Source organism: Clostridium sp. AM25-23AC, assembly GCF_003435125.1.
In the GTDB taxonomy this organism is placed as follows: Bacteria; Bacillota; Clostridia; order Lachnospirales; family Lachnospiraceae; genus Pilosibacter; species Pilosibacter fragilis.
The window spans coordinates 1-18897 of record NZ_QWGI01000040.1 but is presented as its reverse complement, the minus strand read 5'-3'; the positions used below and the strand labels follow the sequence as shown (position 1 = coordinate 18897).

The 18897-nt window shown below is 42.2% G+C and carries 19 protein-coding genes and 1 tRNA gene; 4 read left to right on the top strand and 16 right to left on the bottom strand.

The annotated features are described in order from the left end of the window. Positions 1–161: 161 nt before the first annotated feature. The 7 genes from DW677_RS16350 to DW677_RS16320 all read right to left on the bottom strand — a co-directional run bounded on the left by DW677_RS16350 (position 162) and on the right by DW677_RS16320 (position 5542). Positions 162–797, bottom strand: coding sequence for a hypothetical protein (locus DW677_RS16350; protein ID WP_117567819.1), 636 nt, complete (start codon positions 795–797; stop codon positions 162–164). A 226-nt stretch (positions 798–1023) separates the two neighbouring features. After that, positions 1024–1944, bottom strand: a complete 921-nt coding sequence (locus DW677_RS16345; RefSeq protein ID WP_117567818.1) for a DUF5688 family protein — start codon at positions 1942–1944, stop codon at positions 1024–1026. A 12-nt stretch (positions 1945–1956) separates the two neighbouring features. Continuing rightward, entirely contained in the window at positions 1957–2244 is a 288-nt protein-coding gene (locus DW677_RS16340) for a hypothetical protein (protein WP_117567817.1), read from the bottom strand. Between the two features lie 18 nt (positions 2245–2262). Further along, the gene (locus tag DW677_RS16335) at positions 2263–3021 is read right to left on the bottom strand and encodes a hypothetical protein (protein ID WP_242992207.1); all 759 of its coding nucleotides are present in this window, start codon (positions 3019–3021) and stop codon (positions 2263–2265) included. Positions 3022–3039: 18 nt separating this feature from the next. Then, positions 3040–3975 carry a lambda-exonuclease family protein gene (locus DW677_RS16330; RefSeq protein ID WP_117567816.1) on the bottom strand — a complete coding sequence of 312 codons (936 nt, stop codon included), beginning with the start codon at positions 3973–3975 and terminating at the stop codon, positions 3040–3042. Positions 3976–4012: 37 nt separating this feature from the next. Continuing rightward, positions 4013–4537, bottom strand: a complete 525-nt coding sequence (locus DW677_RS16325; protein WP_117567815.1) for a JAB domain-containing protein — start codon at positions 4535–4537, stop codon at positions 4013–4015. Between the two features lie 72 nt (positions 4538–4609). Continuing rightward, positions 4610–5542 carry a DUF932 domain-containing protein gene (locus DW677_RS16320; RefSeq protein WP_117567814.1) on the bottom strand — a complete coding sequence of 311 codons (933 nt, stop codon included), beginning with the start codon at positions 5540–5542 and terminating at the stop codon, positions 4610–4612. Between the two features lie 245 nt (positions 5543–5787). On the opposite strand from DW677_RS16320, the gene DW677_RS16315 reads away from it, so the two are divergent. Further along, on the top strand, positions 5788–5964 hold the full coding sequence (locus DW677_RS16315) for a helix-turn-helix domain-containing protein (protein ID WP_117567813.1): 177 nt from the start codon (positions 5788–5790) through the stop codon (positions 5962–5964). 302 nt (positions 5965–6266) lie between these two features. On the opposite strand, the gene DW677_RS16310 is transcribed toward DW677_RS16315, so the two are convergent. Together DW677_RS16310 and DW677_RS16305 are read right to left on the bottom strand one after the other, a co-directional pair. Further along, complete coding sequence (locus DW677_RS16310; protein WP_117567812.1) at positions 6267–8558, bottom strand: DnaJ domain-containing protein; 2292 nt, start codon at positions 8556–8558, stop codon at positions 6267–6269. A gap of 119 nt (positions 8559–8677) precedes the next feature. Continuing rightward, positions 8678–9832 (bottom strand): YARHG domain-containing protein, encoded by a 1155-nt coding sequence (locus DW677_RS16305; RefSeq protein WP_117567811.1) that lies wholly within the window; start codon positions 9830–9832, stop codon positions 8678–8680. Between the two features lie 154 nt (positions 9833–9986). Here DW677_RS16305 and DW677_RS16300 point away from each other — a divergent pair, with 154 nt between their 5' ends. Then, positions 9987–10322: a helix-turn-helix transcriptional regulator gene (locus DW677_RS16300; protein ID WP_117567810.1), complete on the top strand. Its 336-nt coding sequence runs from the start codon at positions 9987–9989 to the stop codon at positions 10320–10322. 166 nt (positions 10323–10488) lie between these two features. Here DW677_RS16300 and DW677_RS16295 read toward each other — a convergent pair whose 3' ends face one another. The 6 genes from DW677_RS16295 to DW677_RS16270 form a co-directional block, all read right to left on the bottom strand. Further along, positions 10489–10686: a hypothetical protein gene (locus tag DW677_RS16295; protein ID WP_117567809.1), complete on the bottom strand. Its 198-nt coding sequence runs from the start codon at positions 10684–10686 to the stop codon at positions 10489–10491. Positions 10687–10698: 12 nt separating this feature from the next. After that, positions 10699–11325 carry a hypothetical protein gene (locus DW677_RS16290; RefSeq protein ID WP_242992206.1) on the bottom strand — a complete coding sequence of 209 codons (627 nt, stop codon included), beginning with the start codon at positions 11323–11325 and terminating at the stop codon, positions 10699–10701. Between the two features lie 249 nt (positions 11326–11574). Then, positions 11575–12495, bottom strand: a complete 921-nt coding sequence (metA, locus tag DW677_RS16285) for a homoserine O-succinyltransferase (RefSeq protein WP_117567808.1) — start codon at positions 12493–12495, stop codon at positions 11575–11577. Continuing rightward, positions 12485–14455, bottom strand: a complete 1971-nt coding sequence (ligA, locus tag DW677_RS16280) for an NAD-dependent DNA ligase LigA (RefSeq protein WP_117470783.1) — start codon at positions 14453–14455, stop codon at positions 12485–12487. Before ligA ends, metA begins: the two co-directional genes overlap by 11 nt. Continuing rightward, complete coding sequence (locus DW677_RS16275) at positions 14431–15444, bottom strand: pseudouridine synthase (RefSeq protein ID WP_165859951.1); 1014 nt, start codon at positions 15442–15444, stop codon at positions 14431–14433. Before DW677_RS16275 ends, ligA begins: the two co-directional genes overlap by 25 nt. 171 nt (positions 15445–15615) lie before the next feature. Then, positions 15616–15687, bottom strand: a tRNA-Arg gene (locus tag DW677_RS16270). A 237-nt stretch (positions 15688–15924) separates the two neighbouring features. On the opposite strand from DW677_RS16270, the gene queA reads away from it, so the two are divergent. Then, a complete protein-coding gene (queA, locus tag DW677_RS16265; protein ID WP_021904860.1) occupies positions 15925–16950 on the top strand; it encodes a tRNA preQ1(34) S-adenosylmethionine ribosyltransferase-isomerase QueA in 1026 nt (341 codons plus the stop codon). Between the two features lie 196 nt (positions 16951–17146). On the opposite strand, the gene DW677_RS16260 is transcribed toward queA, so the two are convergent. After that, a complete protein-coding gene (locus DW677_RS16260; protein ID WP_117470782.1) occupies positions 17147–17485 on the bottom strand; it encodes a cupin domain-containing protein in 339 nt (112 codons plus the stop codon). A 349-nt stretch (positions 17486–17834) separates the two neighbouring features. Here DW677_RS16260 and DW677_RS16255 point away from each other — a divergent pair, with 349 nt between their 5' ends. Beyond that, complete coding sequence (locus DW677_RS16255; RefSeq protein WP_117470781.1) at positions 17835–18782, top strand: DUF5688 family protein; 948 nt, start codon at positions 17835–17837, stop codon at positions 18780–18782. The last annotated feature ends 115 nt before the right edge of the window (positions 18783–18897 follow it).

Here is an 18897-nt window from a genome sequence, read left to right as displayed (position 1 = left end):
ATTAAGTTTTTTATTATGTTCCCTTTGTACACCGTTGCAAACGTTTTTCTTTATATTACCACTATCAATTTCAGTATAATTATAATATAATATTTGACCAAAAAAGAGCTGATTCTATTTAACATAGAAATCAGCCCTTTTATGTATTAAATTTTATTCAATTACAATATATGGAACTCACCCAAATCTTTATTAACTTTAAAAGCTGCCTTAGCTGCTTTATGACAAACATGCAAAATAAAATAACATGCCTCCCTTTCCTCTGGATCAGTCATCCTACTTTTCAAAATATTGTAAAAACCATCTATTGCCCATAATATTTCTTGCTCCGCCCTGTCTCTTTCGTCTCCTTTAAACAAATATTTTTTTTCAAAAAGATCCACGAAATCATATTTTTCATTAAAATACTGGACTTCCGCCTCATTGCATTTCTGGACTTCTTCCTCCTCGCTACACTCTTGGGCTTTTTTTGATTTTACTCTGCGCTTTTTTCTATTTACACTCTTAAGCTTTTTCCAAAGTGGATCTGAATCATACTTATGAAGCAATTCAATAAAGAAATCCTTTTCAGATTCAGTAAATCTATCATACTTTCCACGTTGGACAGAATCACTATCTTTTAATAAATAATCTGCATACATTTTAGGCAAAAACATATTACAGGCTTTTTTCCAACGCGAAATAAGTAATTTTCTTACATCCGCATCATTTTCATATACAGACCCATTTCCACTACGTTTAATATCGTAGAGTTTTAATACTTCATACAATGAATAAAATTTTTCCGTCTTATCCATTTCTTTATTCTCTCCTAACTCATCTTGTATTTTCATATAGTAACGTGCCGATGTGTCAAGCATTTTGTAACCTATATATTATATAATTTTGTATATAATTATTCTACCATAATTCATTCTGTTTTCGTAAAAGAATAAATTTTTCTTGACACATTAACACATATTCCTATTTGCTAGAATAAGTTAGACGCCCAGACAACTCTATTTTCAATCTATGCGCTTGATTTTAATACAGTATTTTTAATTTATTCGCACTCCGGTCATACCGATAAATATGCGTGGATAACTGTTCCTCTTTTCTTATACACTCTATATTGATCTGCATTAAAAGTGTCTTCAAATCCAAAATAGGGATATTCATCGCGATTTCTGGTACTGCCATCACTTCATAAACAGAGGTCGGAAATACGATCAAATTTGCCCCCACCTGATCTGTGAGTTTCTCAAACGGCTCCTTATTAAGAATCACCGCTGCCCCATCCGATTCCAGACGATTCTGTATTACATATACGGGAAGATTCATTTTATTTCCATCCGGTATATGCTCCCTATCAAAAGCAGTCTGATTTAAAATAATATCCTCCAATGGCTCAATCTTATATGGGAACCTCTTTTTCATATTGCTGAGAGCCTGCTCGTGCAATGTTTCAACCGATATTCCCATTCTTTCTAATATTTTCTTTGTAATTCTGGCGCTGTATATGTAGGACTTCCAATCACGGAACTCCAGCTGATAAATAGCTGCCAGATCCAGATATTCTGTATTTGAAACTTCCTGTAATAATTTCAGATTTCTCACCTTGTTGATCACCTGGCAGAAAACTTTTGATTGCATCTTTTCCCAGTCTGTGATATCTCCAATGACAGATTCACACTCCGCAATTGCATCCAGATTTACATCGACCCGGATCATTCTGCCAACGCTCCTTCGCAGATCAGCATCGTGATCGAATACCTTGTAAAAATGCTCCAGATAAGCACTCCGATGAATTCTGTTGCCATAAATCAATGTCTCTGTCCCTTGATAAATCAGTTCATTATTTCTGATTATTGTAATCTCCTCAACCGCTGATGGACTTCCCATTCTCATCCCAGCAGTACGTTTTATCAATTTCATAAATTTTTCCATTGTAATTTTTGCTTCCATCTTAATCCTCCATCAATTCTTTTTCATATTCTGGATTGTTTTCGCTGCATAGATGCCATCTAAGAATCCATTCTGATAGATTGCCAATTCCTTTTCGTTATTCCCCTCAAGGATCGTCTCCATATATTCCTCGAAAAGCTGCTTCTCCACATCATTCAGTCTTCCAAGCAGTTCATCTCGCCTCTGACCTTCTCTCTGATAAAAATCCTTTTTCTCCCGCCATTCCGCAAGAAGGATCTGTTCGATCCGCTTTGATGCTGCCTCTTTCAATAATTCCAAAATTCCATCGCATGATACCATTGTTTTTCGTCTCCTTTTTTAAGCTGCTGATCTGGACTTTTTGAGACCTGACATGGCGTCCCGGTATTGCTCCGGTGTCATCTGATTGATATCGGACAAGCCATATCTTCTTAACACGGTCTGCCATGATACCCCGGTACGGTCCAGTTCCCTCTGTAACTCGTCTATGCGGTTCTGCATCGCTTTCTCCGCCAATTTCGTCTTGACCTCCGTTGAGTTCCCTTTGGTCTGTTTTGAGCGGCTCTGCGCTTCCTCCTTTCCCTTCCCCGCATAGTACGAATAAATAATTTCACCTCTCTGATTCTGGATCCGCAATCCAATGATCTCCCGCTTATCGTTATAATTGATATCCACGACCTGGAATCGGTCTTTGGTAACATACTTCTCCTTGATTCTCTGAATATGAACCTTTTCTACGGGAATCCAGATAAATGGCGCAGAATACAGTTCTCTTCCAATTCCCCAGTTTACGCACGCTCTCTTGAAACTATCCGATGCCTGTCCCTTTTCTTTTTCCGTATAGCTTTCTTTCCCGACATCCTGCTTTCCGATCCACTGGCTCTTTTCTGTATCCCATACCTCAACGGTACAGTAAAGATTTCCCTCGATTACCTGATGGCTACGCTTCCAGCCAAACGTCGTGAATGTTTCATCAAGAATCCGCTGATCCACACGGGCATCTTTGTATAACAATAAGGATACTCCTGTCTCCGTAACCATTGATACTCTGCATTCAATTTCATCTGCATGAAGCAGACGTATCTCTTTATCTGCCATTATAAAATCCTCCCCTCATCATGCAGCCGGATTCACTACAAACCGTCTGGATGATATCGTCTTTGTATATTTCTGGTAAATTTCTGGATTCTCCTGCTTTAACTTTTTGCTGTCCAGACGTTCCGAATTAACTGACTGCCATGTTACGCGGAATTTCTCACTTAAAGCAGCCGCATGGTCTCCCATATACAGTTTGATCTCCTGATCGATCTTTCCCTGTTCCTGCTCCAGATCCTTAATCTTCTCCTGGATCTCTGCTCTCCGGCACAGTTTCGCATCAAACAGGTTCAGCGGAAGCACCTCTTGAGTGCTGGATTCCGGGAATCTTTGTAAAAGGAACTTATCGTCTGCTTCAGATCCATTTGGCTGCGGCGCTTTCCCCGTCAGAATATGGTTCTTCCAGAAATTCTCCTCCACTGTGATCAGGTTCTGGATCGTCTCCTCATCCCAGCTGATCTTCGCATACTTAAATTCCTGCCCCAGAATTACAACAGCAATATACCAGTTCTTCTTTCCAGTTACTGCCATATAGTGGTAACACTGGATCATATAATGTGCTGGGATCTTACCATCCTTCCACTTATCAGCGTTATAGGCATTTGCCGTCTTACACTCCAGGCCTGCGTCTTCTCCTACCACAAGCCGGTCCACATCTGCAAGCATAAACGGATGTTCTTCCGAACGGTACATGAAGTTTGACCTCCGCACCTTCTTTCCGGTTTCTTCCATGAACCGCCGTGCCACATACTCTTCCAGATCCCGTCCCTGCCGCATTGACTCACTGTCCTTATCCTGCACCTCTTCACTTGTCTTGTCATAAAAGACCTGCAACGGACTGGAATATGGATTCAGCCCGCACACTGCTCCCGCATCAGATCCGCCAAGACCTGTTTTTCTTAAATTTAGCCATTCATTTCTCTTAACTCCCTGTAATGACACTTTCGTTTCTAACATACACTTTCCTGCCTTTCTTTTTTATAAACTCATTACCTCATGACGCAAACTCAGATTCGGGAAATACTGCCAGTTCACCGCGCTCTTTGAAACTATAGAACTGCCCCTCTCCTACAATGACGTGATCCAATACTGGAAGATTCAAAATTTGCCCAGCCGCAATCAGGCGTTCTGTAAACTGCTTATCCTCTCGACTTGGATTTGGATACCCTGACGGGTGATTATGAAAGCAAATGACATATGAAGCATTATTCAGTAAGGCATGCTTAAAAATATTTTTTATATCTACTACGCATGAGTCCACACCTCCAACAGCTGCGATCTCCACCGCCATCGGCTCCAATTTGGCATTCACACTCATAACAAGCATTATCTCTCGATCTGCTTGTTCAAACAGCGGACGTACCATGTCAACCGCTTCTACCGCTGATGTAAAACGCTTTGTTCCATACAGCATTTTTCCCTCCCGCACCATTTGAAGCGTTACAACTCCAACCCATTTTCTCGGAATTGGTCTCTTCATCATATCCATAATCGCTTTTTTCTGTGTTTTTTCCCTCATAATTTTCCTCCGAGTTTAAAATAAATAGGGACAGAAACGCTTCTCATCACGTCCTGTCCCTGTGTCTCCCAATCATGCTGCATTTAAAATCTTGCAGGCACAATCAATCATTGCATTCCCTTCTACAGTTTTTGCAAATAAATTTTCTTTGTAATTAGCAGTTGTCCGAAGCGGTTTCGCATGAGTTGCAAAGTCAGACACCGCATTGATAAATCGATATCCGTTCTTTCCAACATTTTGCAAATCCGGTGCATCAAAATATCGTGCCATCAAATCTTCCTTCATTCGAAGAAGATTCTTCTTCTGCTGAATCGTCGGCTCTTCATAGATTGGAAATAACGCATCAATATATTCTTTGACCTGCCGATCTGTCAGGCGAATCTGATTCAAGCGTTCAATCGTCTTGCCAAGTTCCGCCATGTACTTTTCTGCATAAAGTAAAGAATCTCTGGCATCCATAAGTTTTCCATTCATATCACCGGTATGATTTGTTGACCATGTGCGCTTGGCTGTGCTTAAAGCAAGATTCAGCGTATTCTGACATACCACACGTATTGGCGTCATCGCAGCTTTAATTGCTCCTGTTCCGTCATGAGAATTCATGAACACTAAATAAGGTTCAATCTCGTCTCCACTGATAATATATTTCTGTGGCAGTTTTGCTAAAATCCATGTTCTTCGTCCTTTCTGCAACGATCCAGCGGTCTCGTATGTAACACCTTCTCCCAATAGCTGATCTGTAAAAGCAAATGCATCTTCATTTTGAACCACCTTATAACGGTCCGTGACCACCCCAAGGATCTGCTGATCCCTGTCACGAATATTAGCTTTAAATCCTGGAATCAAGCATCCATCACTTGTCGTAATTGGTTTTTGAATCACTTTCCAATCAAGTCCCGCAGCTACAAGAGCTTCCTGTGAATTTAACGCAGACTCCACTCTGATTCCAAGCCCATGCCATGGTTTCTCCCTTGTGTAAAACATTGTCTCTACATTAGCTGGCATAATTTTTCCCTCCCCTATTTTTCTAAACGTGCCGCAAGCCAAATGATAAATTTTGCCGAAAGTCTTCCCGCAAATTTTAGGATTTCCATTCCGGTCTTCATAAGCATCATCTCCTCTTTATAATTTATTTCGAGGAAATAATGTATCACCCAGTTTTCTGACTATACTACACATGCCAAACTGTAGAACACTTTTATAAACTGTATTAAACCAATATGACTTACTTTTTGAGGAGGAAAGACATTATGTTAGATTCTGTACCAGATATCATGACCTTTAATGAATGTCGAAAAGTTTTGAAGATTGGAAAAAACTCATTATTAGATTTGCTTCACAATAATGACATTGAAGGATTCCGAATTGGAAACCGCTGGAAAATTCCTAAAGATGCATTGCTCGAATATATTGAACATCGGTATTAAAAAATATAACAGCCACATGAAAAGTCCATATGGCTGTTATATTCGAGATAGATTAAAGCAATCCTAATGAATTACAAATCGCGCCTAATATACCTGTAACTATCATCCACACAATAAACGTACGCGTGATGTATGCCATACTAGTACCTATCGTGTTTCTAAATAGAATACCACAAATTTTACTTGTAATGATTATTGAAAGAATCAATACGATAATTACTACTACCATTGTTTTTCCTCTTTTCTATAATTTCGTGTTATGTATTCAAATACCCAATTCGATATTTTTGTTTTTCACCTTCTCACATTCCCTCTGGTTCAAAGAAGTATTCGACTCCCTTTTCAGTTTTAGTTGTATATAATGCAATTGTTATAGATGAGCTTAAAGAGTATGCCATCTCTTCCTGCTCTGTGGCAGGTTTTTCGTTTTTAAATTCGGCTTTTTTTCTCACGCTTCCATCTTTATTATACAAAACACCCTTCCCGTTATAATTGCCATTTCGGAACTTTCCCTTATACTTTATTGAAGATGATCCATCATAATATAATGTACCACTCCCTGAGTATTCTCCATTTTTAAATTCCCCATCATATACTAATATTCCAAAATAATCATACTCTTTTCCTTCTTGGTATTCATCCTCTTTGAACTTTCCAACAAAACCTTCAATCGGCTTTACAACCGGAACATTTATCTTTACTTTTCTATTGTCCACTTCGTAAAGTCCCTCTAAGAGTTTCATTCTACAAGCAGGATTTCTCTTCACAATACGCTTAATTATCTCTTCCTGCTTATCTTTCGAATATGTAGCAAATCTTCCGTCGGAATATTCTACAAGCATATCATTATAGGCACCGTACACCCCAGTAATGTCACCATCTTTATAGCGAATTCCTTTCCCATTTGACAGGTTCTTTTCATAGGTTCCACTCTCCGAAATATCATATCCAAACCACGTTGAATTTAACATAACACCGGTTCCATTTGCTTTTCCATCTTTAAATTCACCTGCATATAACAACTGCATACCACTACCCGTTGAAAATACAAATAACGCGCCATCTCCATTAGGTCTATTATTCTTAATTTTTCCAACGTAGTAAAAAGCGAGTGCTGAATCCATAGACTTTGCTTGTGATGAAACTTCATAGTACGCTGGTTTTTCTGCGTCTCCCCCTAACAAGGAACCTAATATATTACTTTCACCTTTCTGATCCATAAGAATAAAATCTGAATTATTGTAAAAATCACTTCCATCAAGATTCATTATTTTTTTTATCAATGATTTTGATATTTTTGCTTCACGCAACGCTTCTTCCATTGATATAATCGTTGCTCTTTGATCAGATCCTACTCCAGCATATGATTGATTTATCAGATCGATATATTCCTTTAAACTTGCTAATAAATATGGATTTTCATAGTACGAATAGTTTGTAGTACTATCTTTAATTGCTTGAATAGTATATTCCAGCTGACTATTTCCGCTATCATCTACTTTCTCTGTCATATCGGTAGCTTGTGTCTGATTTTTTTCACTTATTGAAGACTGATTTGCTTCTGAGGATTCCATGATTGAATTGGTTTCAGTAGTTTCTATATCCTCTGAAGATTGCTCCGTTTCTGTGGCTACTTCCGAAGTTTCCACTATCGGACTACTTTCAGCTGTTTCTGTATTTTCTGAAGCTTGCTCTGTCTCTGTAATTACCTCCGATGTTTCCATCATCGAACTACTTTCCGCAGCTTTACTCATTGCAATACTTTCTGCTTTTTCCTTCCTTTGACTTTCAACATCCGCCAAAATTTTATTGATTTTTTCTTGCTGCTCCTCCGGCATTTTCCATAATATTCCCTGCAAATATCCCTTTACATTTTCGCTAAATGCAGCCTTATCACTTAATCCATTATAATATTTTGCAACAATATCAGCGATGTCTTCTGGTATTTGGGCGTTCTCATACAAGTTAAGATAGTTCATGACTGTTTCTTCGTTCATATTAGAATCATGCTTTGAAAGAAGCTCAGCCGCTTCCGTATAATTTCCATCCAACATGTATTGATTAAATTCTTTATTCCACTTCTCTTCCTGCTTACTTGTCCAAAGAGCAAATACTATTGATAATGCACAAAATATATGTATTCCAAATATGATATTGGTTCTGATTCGATATCCCTTATCCTGCTTTTTCCTTTGAGCAAACCGCAAAATCGTCAATATTAATGATAGCGGATATAATATTCCTGAGCAAAAAGTTAAAATAATTACCGGATATGAGTAATACCACCTTTTTTTATATCCATTCTCAACATTGGGGTGGGCTTCTTTTTGAGTCACCGGCTCCATATTCTCTTTTTCTGTATGCACTTCGCTTGAACTATTTTCTTCCTTTCTCAAACGATCATATTGCTCTCTTCTTTTCTGATCTGATAAGACAAAGTATGCCTCATTTAGTTCTACCATTTTATCTTTTGAATTTTCGCTTTGATTGTTTTCGTCCGGGTGATATTTTTTCACCAAAGCTTTGTACGCCATATGGACAACTTCTTCTGATGCATTTTCAGAAATTTCTAATATCTTATAATAATCTTTCATAGTAAATTTATTTCTCCGTTAATAACCAACTTTAAACTCTTCATCATAACTAGTTACTTTCTCATAAACATAATCATTTGCACCAACTGACGCATCCTTTAATCCTACCATTTAAAATTCTACTTACAAAATGTATAAATACCATTATATGTGTCATTACTTGTACTGACGTATGTTGCTAATTCACCATAGTTATCAAAGTAAATTCCATTTTCACCGTCCTCATCCACATATTCCTGATCGTTCATGTTAAACAGATCTATGCTTCTTTGCAGTTGAAAATCTCCTTCATAAAATGAAACAGAAACGTATCCTGAAGAATCTATATCCAATTCCATTCTTATGCTGTCTTTATCCGTTGGATTTAAATAATAGCTATATATTCCCGGTGTCTGAGGAATTGCCTGAGGATCATCGATTGTTAATCCTCTTTCTGCATACCCAGGATTTCCATTTTCTACTGCTTTAATCAAATCTAAGTTTTTCTTCTGTACATCAGTCAAAACGCTTTCATCAAACTGATCAGCCGATATTGTTCCATGATACCATTCCTTACTTTGAAAATATTCATTTAAATCTTCTGTCTGAAATTTTCTACCATAAGCTGCATATATTTCATTTCTCGCCAAGCGAAGTTGATCTTTAGACAATCCGATACAGTCTTCGCTTGTCAATGGTTCAAAGTAACTCTTCCATAAAAGGATAGAATCCGCATAAGGATTATTATCTGAATGCTCCTCTGACATCCTTTCGGTCGTCTCGGTGGATAAATTATCTGCATTAGTTTCATTATCAAATACCTGCTCTAAATCGTTCTCCAAGTTTGATTGATCATCTGTAATTTGATGGTTTTCCATATACGTTTGAAACGCTTTTTCTATCATCGAAACCGTAATTAACTCTACTTGTGGAACATCATTAAATGATAACGCTCCAGATTCAAAAGTTCCCTCCGACACATTTAATATAAACTGCAATCTTGCCTTAACTTCCGCTTCTCGATAAGTACAATATCCAGTAAATTCAACTACATCTTCTCCACCTTCTCCTTTAAAATAAGTCCAAGTAGGAGAACCAAAAAATTCATCAAACACTTTTCCATACGGACAATCAGGATATGACTGTGGGCATCCGTTTTTTACCATAAGAACGTGTTCTTCTTCTGCTTGTACCACATTTGCAACTTGATCTGCTACTTCCCTTGATGCACTTGTCGCCGCATTACATCCAGTTAGTGTCAAACACAGCCCTAACATCATGCATATTTTCTTCATACCTATTTCCTCCCTCCGACATATCTCGTAAATAATTACTATCTTTAGTATATCATCATATATTCCAATAGGCAATTATCATTCTTATAGAATATTATTATTTCTCTCGACTCTCGGTAGAATATTATTTATATACGTCAAAGGAGGTCATCACTTGAAAGACATCGATTATTATGAGCTTGGAAAGCGTATACAGCTTCGCCGCAAGGAATTAGGTCTGTCTCAGGAAGCTGCCGCTGAACGATGCGGAATATCCCCCTCCTTCTATAGCAACATTGAACGTGGCATCAAAATCATGTCTCTTGAAACTTTCGTATCAATTTGCAAGGCGTTCTCTATCAGTGCCGATTATCTACTCAGTGATGAATTGCCAGACATTGATGCAGTCATTCTCAACACACTTCAGGAAGCAAAGAAATCTGGTACAATTCAATACGAAAAATATTTACGTGCAATCCAAGCGCTTGCGTTTGTTGCTGATCGACTTTGATACTATGAATACACTTCGCATTGTCCCATTTATATGAATTATGGGGGATTTTATTTACTGTTGTAAGAGCATTTTCTATAAAAAACGGGATCAGATATCAAAACATATCTGATCCCGTTTTTTATAGAAAAGCAGCCAGAGCATATTGTTCTGGCTGCCTGACTTGCTAACCCTTCTTATTTTTCTGGTTTCTTTCCCTCAAAAGTGTCTGACGGTTTCTTTCTACCATTGGACGAATACTGTCCATAACTTCTTTGCTTGCCTGCCTGCTTTTTTCCAGGCGCTCTTTTTCTGCCGCAAACCACTTCGCCGCATCCTTACTAAGTTCCAGAGATTCACCAAGCACTGCATGATTATACGTCATAATCGACACCTCCTAACGATCTTCGTAAATAATGCCTACTTTATAACAGTTACTGAGAAAATATTGAACAGCTTTCTGATATCCCTTAATATTATCCGCAATATTGTGCATTGTAATCACATCATTCACAAAATCAATAGCTGCGGCGTATTCATACTTACTGCTTTTCACAAGATACGACACACTTCCCATATTAGTGACGATAACCAGTAACTTTATGCTGTGATATCGCAGGAAAAACCGGATATCCATTAAAGATACCAGCGAAAGTGATGGATGATTATGCAATGATACTACCGCACACTCTTGTGATTTCATAATCAAATGAAACGTCCGAGGGTCCGCTAACGGATCTACAGAATGCTCATCACCGAAATGGACACCAATCAATTCCTCTCCTGCAAGAATCATAGCTGGATCATAACTGTACGTGATTGCAACCTCATTCGAATCATTTCTCTCTCTGGCAAATTCCAACACACGCTTAGCCAGACTTTGTATGATATCATATTCCTGTTCCGGTATTTCTCGATAGAGGACATATGGCACTTTTCTGATTGCTTCTTCTGTAATCATCACCTTCCTGTCTCGCTTCTTAGACATTTCCAGGCTGTCAAGTTTTTCTCGTGATTTTTCCAATCTTATTCTCCCTTACTTTTATTATAATTTCATTTAGAATAAATAACAACTCTGCTTCTAAATTTTATAGCAACAATGTTCCTAAAGGCTTCTGATCTGTTACACCAATTTTTCCTATGAACTACGCCATCTCTGCACCAATTTAGTACCAAAACAGGCAATTTTAAGCCAAAATATGGCAGGTACATACAGTCTCTGTGCTTAGTCGCAATCTCTGGGAACATGCATAAAATAAGGGATTCCGGGGCACTACTCCGCGTCTTCCTCCAGCGTATACGGAGTCACCTGATATACGTAGTAGTTCAGCCAGTTCGTATACAGCGTATTCGCCATATTTCTCCACATAAGCGGTGGAACAGAGAACGGGTCATCATGCTCATAGTAGTGGACCGGGAGTGCCGGATTTAAGCCTTTATTGAGGTCGCGGTGATACTCGTTGTTTAAGGTCATACGGTCGTACTCCGGGTGGCCCTGGACGAAGATCTGGCTTCCGTCCTGGTTCATGACAAGGAAGACGCCTGCCTCATCGGATTTAGCGAGGATCCGGAGTTCCGGGTGCTTTAAAATATCCTCCTCCCACACTTCTGTATAGCGGGAATGCGGGCACTTAAAGTAATCGTCAAAACTTCGGAGTAACGGAACACGCTTATCCAGCGCTTTCTGTGTATACACACCGGAAAGTTTTTCTTTCCGTAAGTGTTTCGGGATTCCGTAATGATAGTAAAGTCCGGCCTGGGCTCCCCAGCACAGATGCATGGTGGATGTCACATGGGTCTTGCTCCACTCCATGATCCGGGTCAGCTCCTCCCAGTAATTGACCTCCTCAAACTCCATCAGCTCCACCGGTGCGCCGGTGATGATCATTCCGTCGAAATGTTTCTTCTTGATCTCCGGGAATGTCACATAAAACTTATTTAAGTGACTGGCGGAGGTGTGGGTGGACTCATGGGTGGACATCGTCATGTAAGTGCACTCCACCTGCAGAGGTGTATTGGACAGAGCTCTTAAAAGCTGGGTCTCCGTGTCCTCCTTCAACGGCATGAGATTTAAGATCAGGATCTCTAACGGACGGATATCCTGGCTCTCCGCGCGGTCCTCGTCCATAATGAATACATTTTCGCTCTCAAGGATCGCTCTTGCCGGCAATCCATTCTGTATTTTAATCGGCATTTTCTTCTTCTCCTATCATCTTCAGAAAATCCGCTTCGGAAAGGATCGGAATGCCAAGTTCTCTTGCCTTCTTATTCTTTGACGAATTGGATGTCACATCATTGTTGATCAGATAACTGGTCTTTGCTGATACAGAACCGGCAGCCTTTCCACCCAGAGCTTCTATTTTTTCCTGAAGCTCCTTCCGGTTCGCGAAGCGCTCCACGGAACCGGTGATCACGAAGGTCTTCCCGGCTAATATCTGTTCCTCGTTCCTGACTTCATTTTCGAACGTCAGGTCTGCCAGCAAATGATCCAGTGTCTCGTTGTTCCTGTCATTCTTAAAGTACGTCACCCACGCATCCGCAAGCACGCCGCCGATTCCATCAATAGAGCACAGCTCTTCCGCGCCAGCCTTCCGCATGGCATCCAGATTGAAATCGAAATGCCGGCAGATCACCTTCGCGTTGGCGAGACCGATCCCCGCGATTCCGAGACCAAAGATCAGCCTCGGAAGTGTGGTGTGGGACGCGGTCTTTGCAGCCGCTATGAGATTCTCATAAGACTTTTCACCGAAACCTTCCATCGTCACGATAGCGTCACGATGGCGGTCCAGATGGAAAATATCATCAAATTCATGGATGAATCCCGCTGCGATAAACTTCTCCAGCGTCATCTCGGAGAGACCGTCGATATTCAACGCGTCCCTGCTCACAAACAGATCAAAGCTCTTGATCTTTTTCGCCTGACAATCCGGATTCGTACAGTAGAGGGACTTCACATCGTTCAGCTTGCGGATCTCCGTCTTTCCGCCGCATACCGGACAGGTCGCCGGGATATCACGGACACCGCTTCTTGTCAGGTTATCCGCGATCTGCGGAATGATCATGTTCGCCTTGTAGACCGTGATCCTGTCTCCTGCACCGAGCTCCAGCCCTTCCATGATGCTGATGTTGTGGACACTGGCGCGACTTACTGTGGTTCCTTCCAGCTCCACAGGCTCAAACACGGCAACCGGATTGATCAGTCCTGTCCGCGACGCGCTCCATTCAATGTAGGAAAGCGTCGTCTCCTGAATCTCATCCGCCCATTTAAAAGCGATGGAATCTCTCGGAAATTTTGCAGTCCGCCCCAAGGACTGTCCGTATGCGATATCATCATATAACAGCACGAGACCATCCGACGGGATATCGTAGTGCTCGATCTTCTCCGCAAATCCGCGGACTGCATTGGAAAGTGTCTCCGCCGTCACCTCTACAAACTCGACCGTCTCAAATCCCAGACTGGAAAGCCACAAAAACTGCTCTTTTCTTGAATTTTTAAAGTCGACTCCATCTGCCCTCACCAATGCAAACGCTATAAACCGGACGTTTCTGGATGCCGTGATCTCACTGTTCAGCTGGCGCACGGAGCCGCTGCAGAGGTTTCTCGGATTCTTATACTTCGCATCCACATCAGCGATGGAATCATTTAATTTTTCGAAATCCGAATAGCTGATCACCGCCTCACCGCGCAGGATCAGCTGTCCTTTGTAGGGAATCGTTGTCGGAATATTGATAAAGGTCCTGGCATTTGGGGTGATGACCTCACCGATCTCGCCGTTTCCGCGGGTGACCGCTTTCGCAAGAACTCCATCCTCGTATGTCAGCACCACGGTAAGTCCATCCATCTTCCAGGATAAAAGCCCCGTCTGGTTTCCAAGCCATTCCCTCAGTTCATCCACACTCTTTGTCTTATTCAATGACAGCATCGGCCGTTCATGGCGCTCCTTCGGGAGTTCGCTTAAGATCTCATATCCTACTTTCTGGGTCGGACTTCCTGCGAACACAGTCCCTGTCTCCTGTTCCAGCTTCAGGAGTTCATCATAAAGCCTGTCATATTCAAAGTTGCTCATGATCTCGCGGCTCTCCTGGTAATAGGCCTTTGCGGCCTCGGAAAGAAGCGGGATCAGCTCCTTCATCCTCTTGATCTTGTCGTCCATATTTTATGCTCCTTGCGCTCCGGCGCACCCGGTTTCCAGCTTTCCGGAGATGCGGGGGCTTTCTTTTCCGGCTTTATTTCCCCGTCCTTACGGACATTTTTCCATACTTTTCCGGTTCCGTTTTTCTTCTCGAATGGTTTTCTGTCATTGCCCTTTTCAAACGGCTTTCTGTCGTTCTTCTTTCCCTGATATCCGGAGTTCGCCGGTTTTCTTTCTCTTCTCGCTGGATCCGTAAGCTTTCCGGCCTTCGCAGCTTCTCGCGCCGGAAGGTTTGTGGAACCCTCCACCATCCGCATCAGATCACCCAGCTCTTTTTCCGTCAGTTCCCGGTACTCTCCCCGCTTTAATGTACCCAGCTGAAGATTCATGATACGCACACGCTTTAAATTCATCACATGGTAATCAAGCGAGCGGCACATCCGGCGGATCTGGCGGTTCAAGCCCTGAGTCAGGACGATATGAAAGGTATGGCTTCCGGTCTTCCAGGCACGGCACGGCTTCGTGGTCACATCCAGATCCTCGATCCGGACGCCTTCACACATTTGATTTAAGAATTCTTCTGTCACCGGGTGATTGACAGCTACCGCATATTCTTTCTCGTGGGCATTTCCGCCGCGGAGGATCTTGTTGACGATGTCTCCCTGATTTGTCATAAGGAGAAGTCCCTCGGAGTCCTTATCGAGACGTCCCACCGGGTAGATCCTCTGTGGGTAATTTAAAAATTCCACAATATTTTCTGCATGATCCTTGTCGGAAGTCGTGCAGACGATTCCCCTCGGCTTATTCACGATCAGAAATACCGGTTTTTCCTTCTCGCCCACCGGCTTTCCGTCACAGACCACCTTCTGTCCCGGCCGTATCTGCATTCCCATCACGGCAATTTCGCCGTCCACAAGAACTTTCCCTTCCTCCACAAGTCTGTCTGCCTCTCTTCTTGAGCAGACTCCGGCATCACTCAGATATTTATTTAAACGAATCGTTCCTTCCAAACTATTTCTCCCTTTTATCCATAATTTATTATCCAAAATTTATCCTTTCGCCCATTATATCGTTTCTGAGGGGCGAATGCAAGAAAAAAACGCCTGTCAGTCCGGGACATTTCCCAGATCTGGCAGACGCTTTCCTGTCTCACTGCCCCGGTATTTCGGGACATCAGAAAATGCATCTGATAGGAATCGAACCTACGCACGCGGCTCCGGAGGCCACTGCTCTATCCACTGAGCTACAGATGCATCTCTAGTAGTATACAATAGTTTTCTGATTCTTGCAAGGGGATGGGAATTATTTTTTTCAAAAACTGAATGTGGACACACATACAAAATTAATGTTCCCCGTCCCTGCTCACGCCTCGTGAAAACAGCAGCCAATTTTCTCCATATTCCAGCCTGTCTCATTGATTTTTCCTTCCGATTCTGCTACAATGGCATGGAACTTTTTGATAAGAGCGCACAAACAGGAGATATAGAAAAATGAATGTAACAGATTTTAATTTTGAACTGCCGCCGGAACTGATCGCGCAGGATCCGCTTGAGGACCGCGCTGCTTCCAGGCTGCTTGTATTAGATAAAAAAACCGGCGAGATGGAACACCGCCATTTCCGCGATATTTTACAGTACCTGAAAAAGGGTGACTGCCTCGTTATCAACGATACAAAAGTTATCCCGGCACGTCTCATGGGACATAAGATCGGGACAGACGCAGGAATCGAAGTCCTCCTTTTAAAGAGAAAATCTGACAATGTCTGGGAGACCCTTGTAAAACCGGGTAAGAAGATGAAAGTCGGAGCGGAAGTTTCCTTCGGTGACGGACTTTTAAAGGGAAAGGTTATCGATGTGGTCGATGAGGGAAACCGGCTGATCCAGTTTGAGTATGATGGAATTTTCGAGGAGATCCTCGATAAGCTCGGCCAGATGCCGCTGCCGCCATATATCACTCACCAGTTAAAGGATAAGAACCGTTATCAGACTGTATATGCCAAGAACGAAGGTTCTGCGGCTGCTCCGACAGCAGGTCTGCATTTCACCAAAGAACTTTTACAGGAGATCGAGGAGATGGGCGTTAAAATCGCTCATGTAACTCTCCATGTCGGTCTCGGAACCTTCCGCCCGGTAAAGGTCGATACCATCGAAGAGCACCATATGCACTCTGAATTCTATATGGTAGAAGAATCCGAGGCGAAGAAGATCAATGATACAAAGGCAAACGGCGGACGTGTGATCTGCGTTGGAACCACAAGCTGCCGTACCCTGGAATCCGCAACCGGTGATGACGGGATCTTAAAGGCTGGAAGCGGCTGGACCGAGATCTTTATCTATCCGGGATACAAATTCAAGATCCTGGACTGCCTGATCACAAACTTCCATCTTCCGGAATCCACACTCGTCATGCTCGTGTCCGCACTCGCAGGACGGGAACATATCCTGAATGCATATCAGGAGGCGATCAAGGAGCGGTACCGGTTTTTTAGTTTTGGAGACGCGATGTTTATTCGCTGATGTATGTTAAATTTACGTTCTGCATATCATATCATGCCATAGGCTAAAGAGATGTGACTCCTTTATTCGAGTGACAAAGCAAAACCCCCGGTGCAGCCACACCGGGGGTTTTTCCATCTTCCTGTCACCAGTATAGAAGGCGGTAACATCTCGCATTTATAGCATGTTAAGAATACTTCATCTAAATACTCAAGTATCAATCTAACGGAAATACCACCGTAAGAAGCATCTTAAAATCTTCCTTCGCGAATACCGCATGCGGCTTCTTCGCCGGCATTACGAGAACATCTCCGGCTTTGCAGATATGCTCTGCACCGTCTACGGTAAACTGACCGACGCCATCGATCACATGTACCATGGCATCGCCGATGGAATCGTGGGTGCTGATCTCCTCGCCTTTGGAGAACGCGAATAATGTCAGGCTGACCGCCTTGTTCTGGGCGAGAGTCTTGCTGACGATCTGACCCGGTTCTGCGTGAATCTGGTCCGCGAGATTTAAAACTGTTTCATGATCGATATTTTTGATAAAAGCCATTTTTCTTTTTCCTTTCCACCTGGATCTTCCCATGATCTATGTCATTATTTTACCACGATATTTCCCTTTTATATGTTGTAAATACAACTATTTTTTGCCTGCATGTCAATTTCAGAGGGCGATTCTTGTGAATCATCACGATTGATTTTCGAACAGGATTTCGTTAGAATACACCTATCCTTTCATTTTACATCCCATGGCTGTCCGGCATCCTGATTTTTAGCCGAATCAATCTAAGCAGTATGAATATCTGCTTCCCGCCGGGCAGCCGCAAAAAACATTCTAATTTCTATTGTTCAAGTCATGAAAACAAATCTATCGATCTAAAAACACATCAGGAGGTATTACAATGAACTATGAAGAATTCTGTGCCGCACTGCAGGAGGAACTTTTTAACAGGCTGGACACCAGCTACTCGATCCACAGGGAACGTGTGCTCAAAAACAACGGCGTTGTGCTTGATTCCCTGGCTCTCTTAAGATCGGAGAAACACTGTTCCCCCGTGATCTCCCTGGAGATGCTGTATGAACAATTTGAAAAAGGCCGCACACTGGCAGAACTCTGTGAATATATGATATCGATCACTGACACACAGCTTCCTGTTTCCGTGACAAATCTCACTTCCTTAAGCAGTTTTGAGGAATTCCGTGACCAGATCACCTGGCGGCTTATCTCCCGCGATAAAAATAAGGAGCTGTTAAAGACAATTCCCTGGATCCCTTTCCTGGATCTCGCGGTGATCTTCTCCCTGATCATCGAATCTGAAGGTGAGACCCAGATCAGCTCTGTCGTCACGAACACGGTATCTGCTTCCTGGAATGTGACAGCGGAAGAACTTTTTGCGCTCGCAAAAGAAAATACACCTCGGATTTTTTCTGCAAGTTTCCGCCGCCTTGAAACGGTGATCAAGGAATATTTCCCCGGAGCTACCGACTTTGTACCCGAAGACTGCCCTGTTCCGACGCTCTATGTCCTCACGAACGATGCTGCGCACAACGGCGCCGCCTGCGTCCTCTATCCTGATAAATTAAAAGACCTCGCGGACGAGTTTGGAAGTGATCTTCTCATCCTTCCATCCAGTATCCACGAGGTTCTGATCATCGCTGATTCAGAAAATTTTACGGAACATGACTATCATGTCTTCTGCAATACGATCAAAAATGTCAACCGCGAATCGATCCAGCCGGAAGACTTTCTCTCTGATAACATGTATCTGTATCGCAGGGAAACGGATAAGCTGCAGATCTTTACGGAATCTCCTTGTGGTTCTTCCGCAGACTCGGCTACATGTGTTTAAGTGCAGGCAAACGTTGCTGCACAGCACACATTCTACCGCCGTCAACCAGCCAGTGAACCTCACATGACTAAAGCCACATGCTTCTCAGCCGTTTTAAACGGCAAGACCGGATACC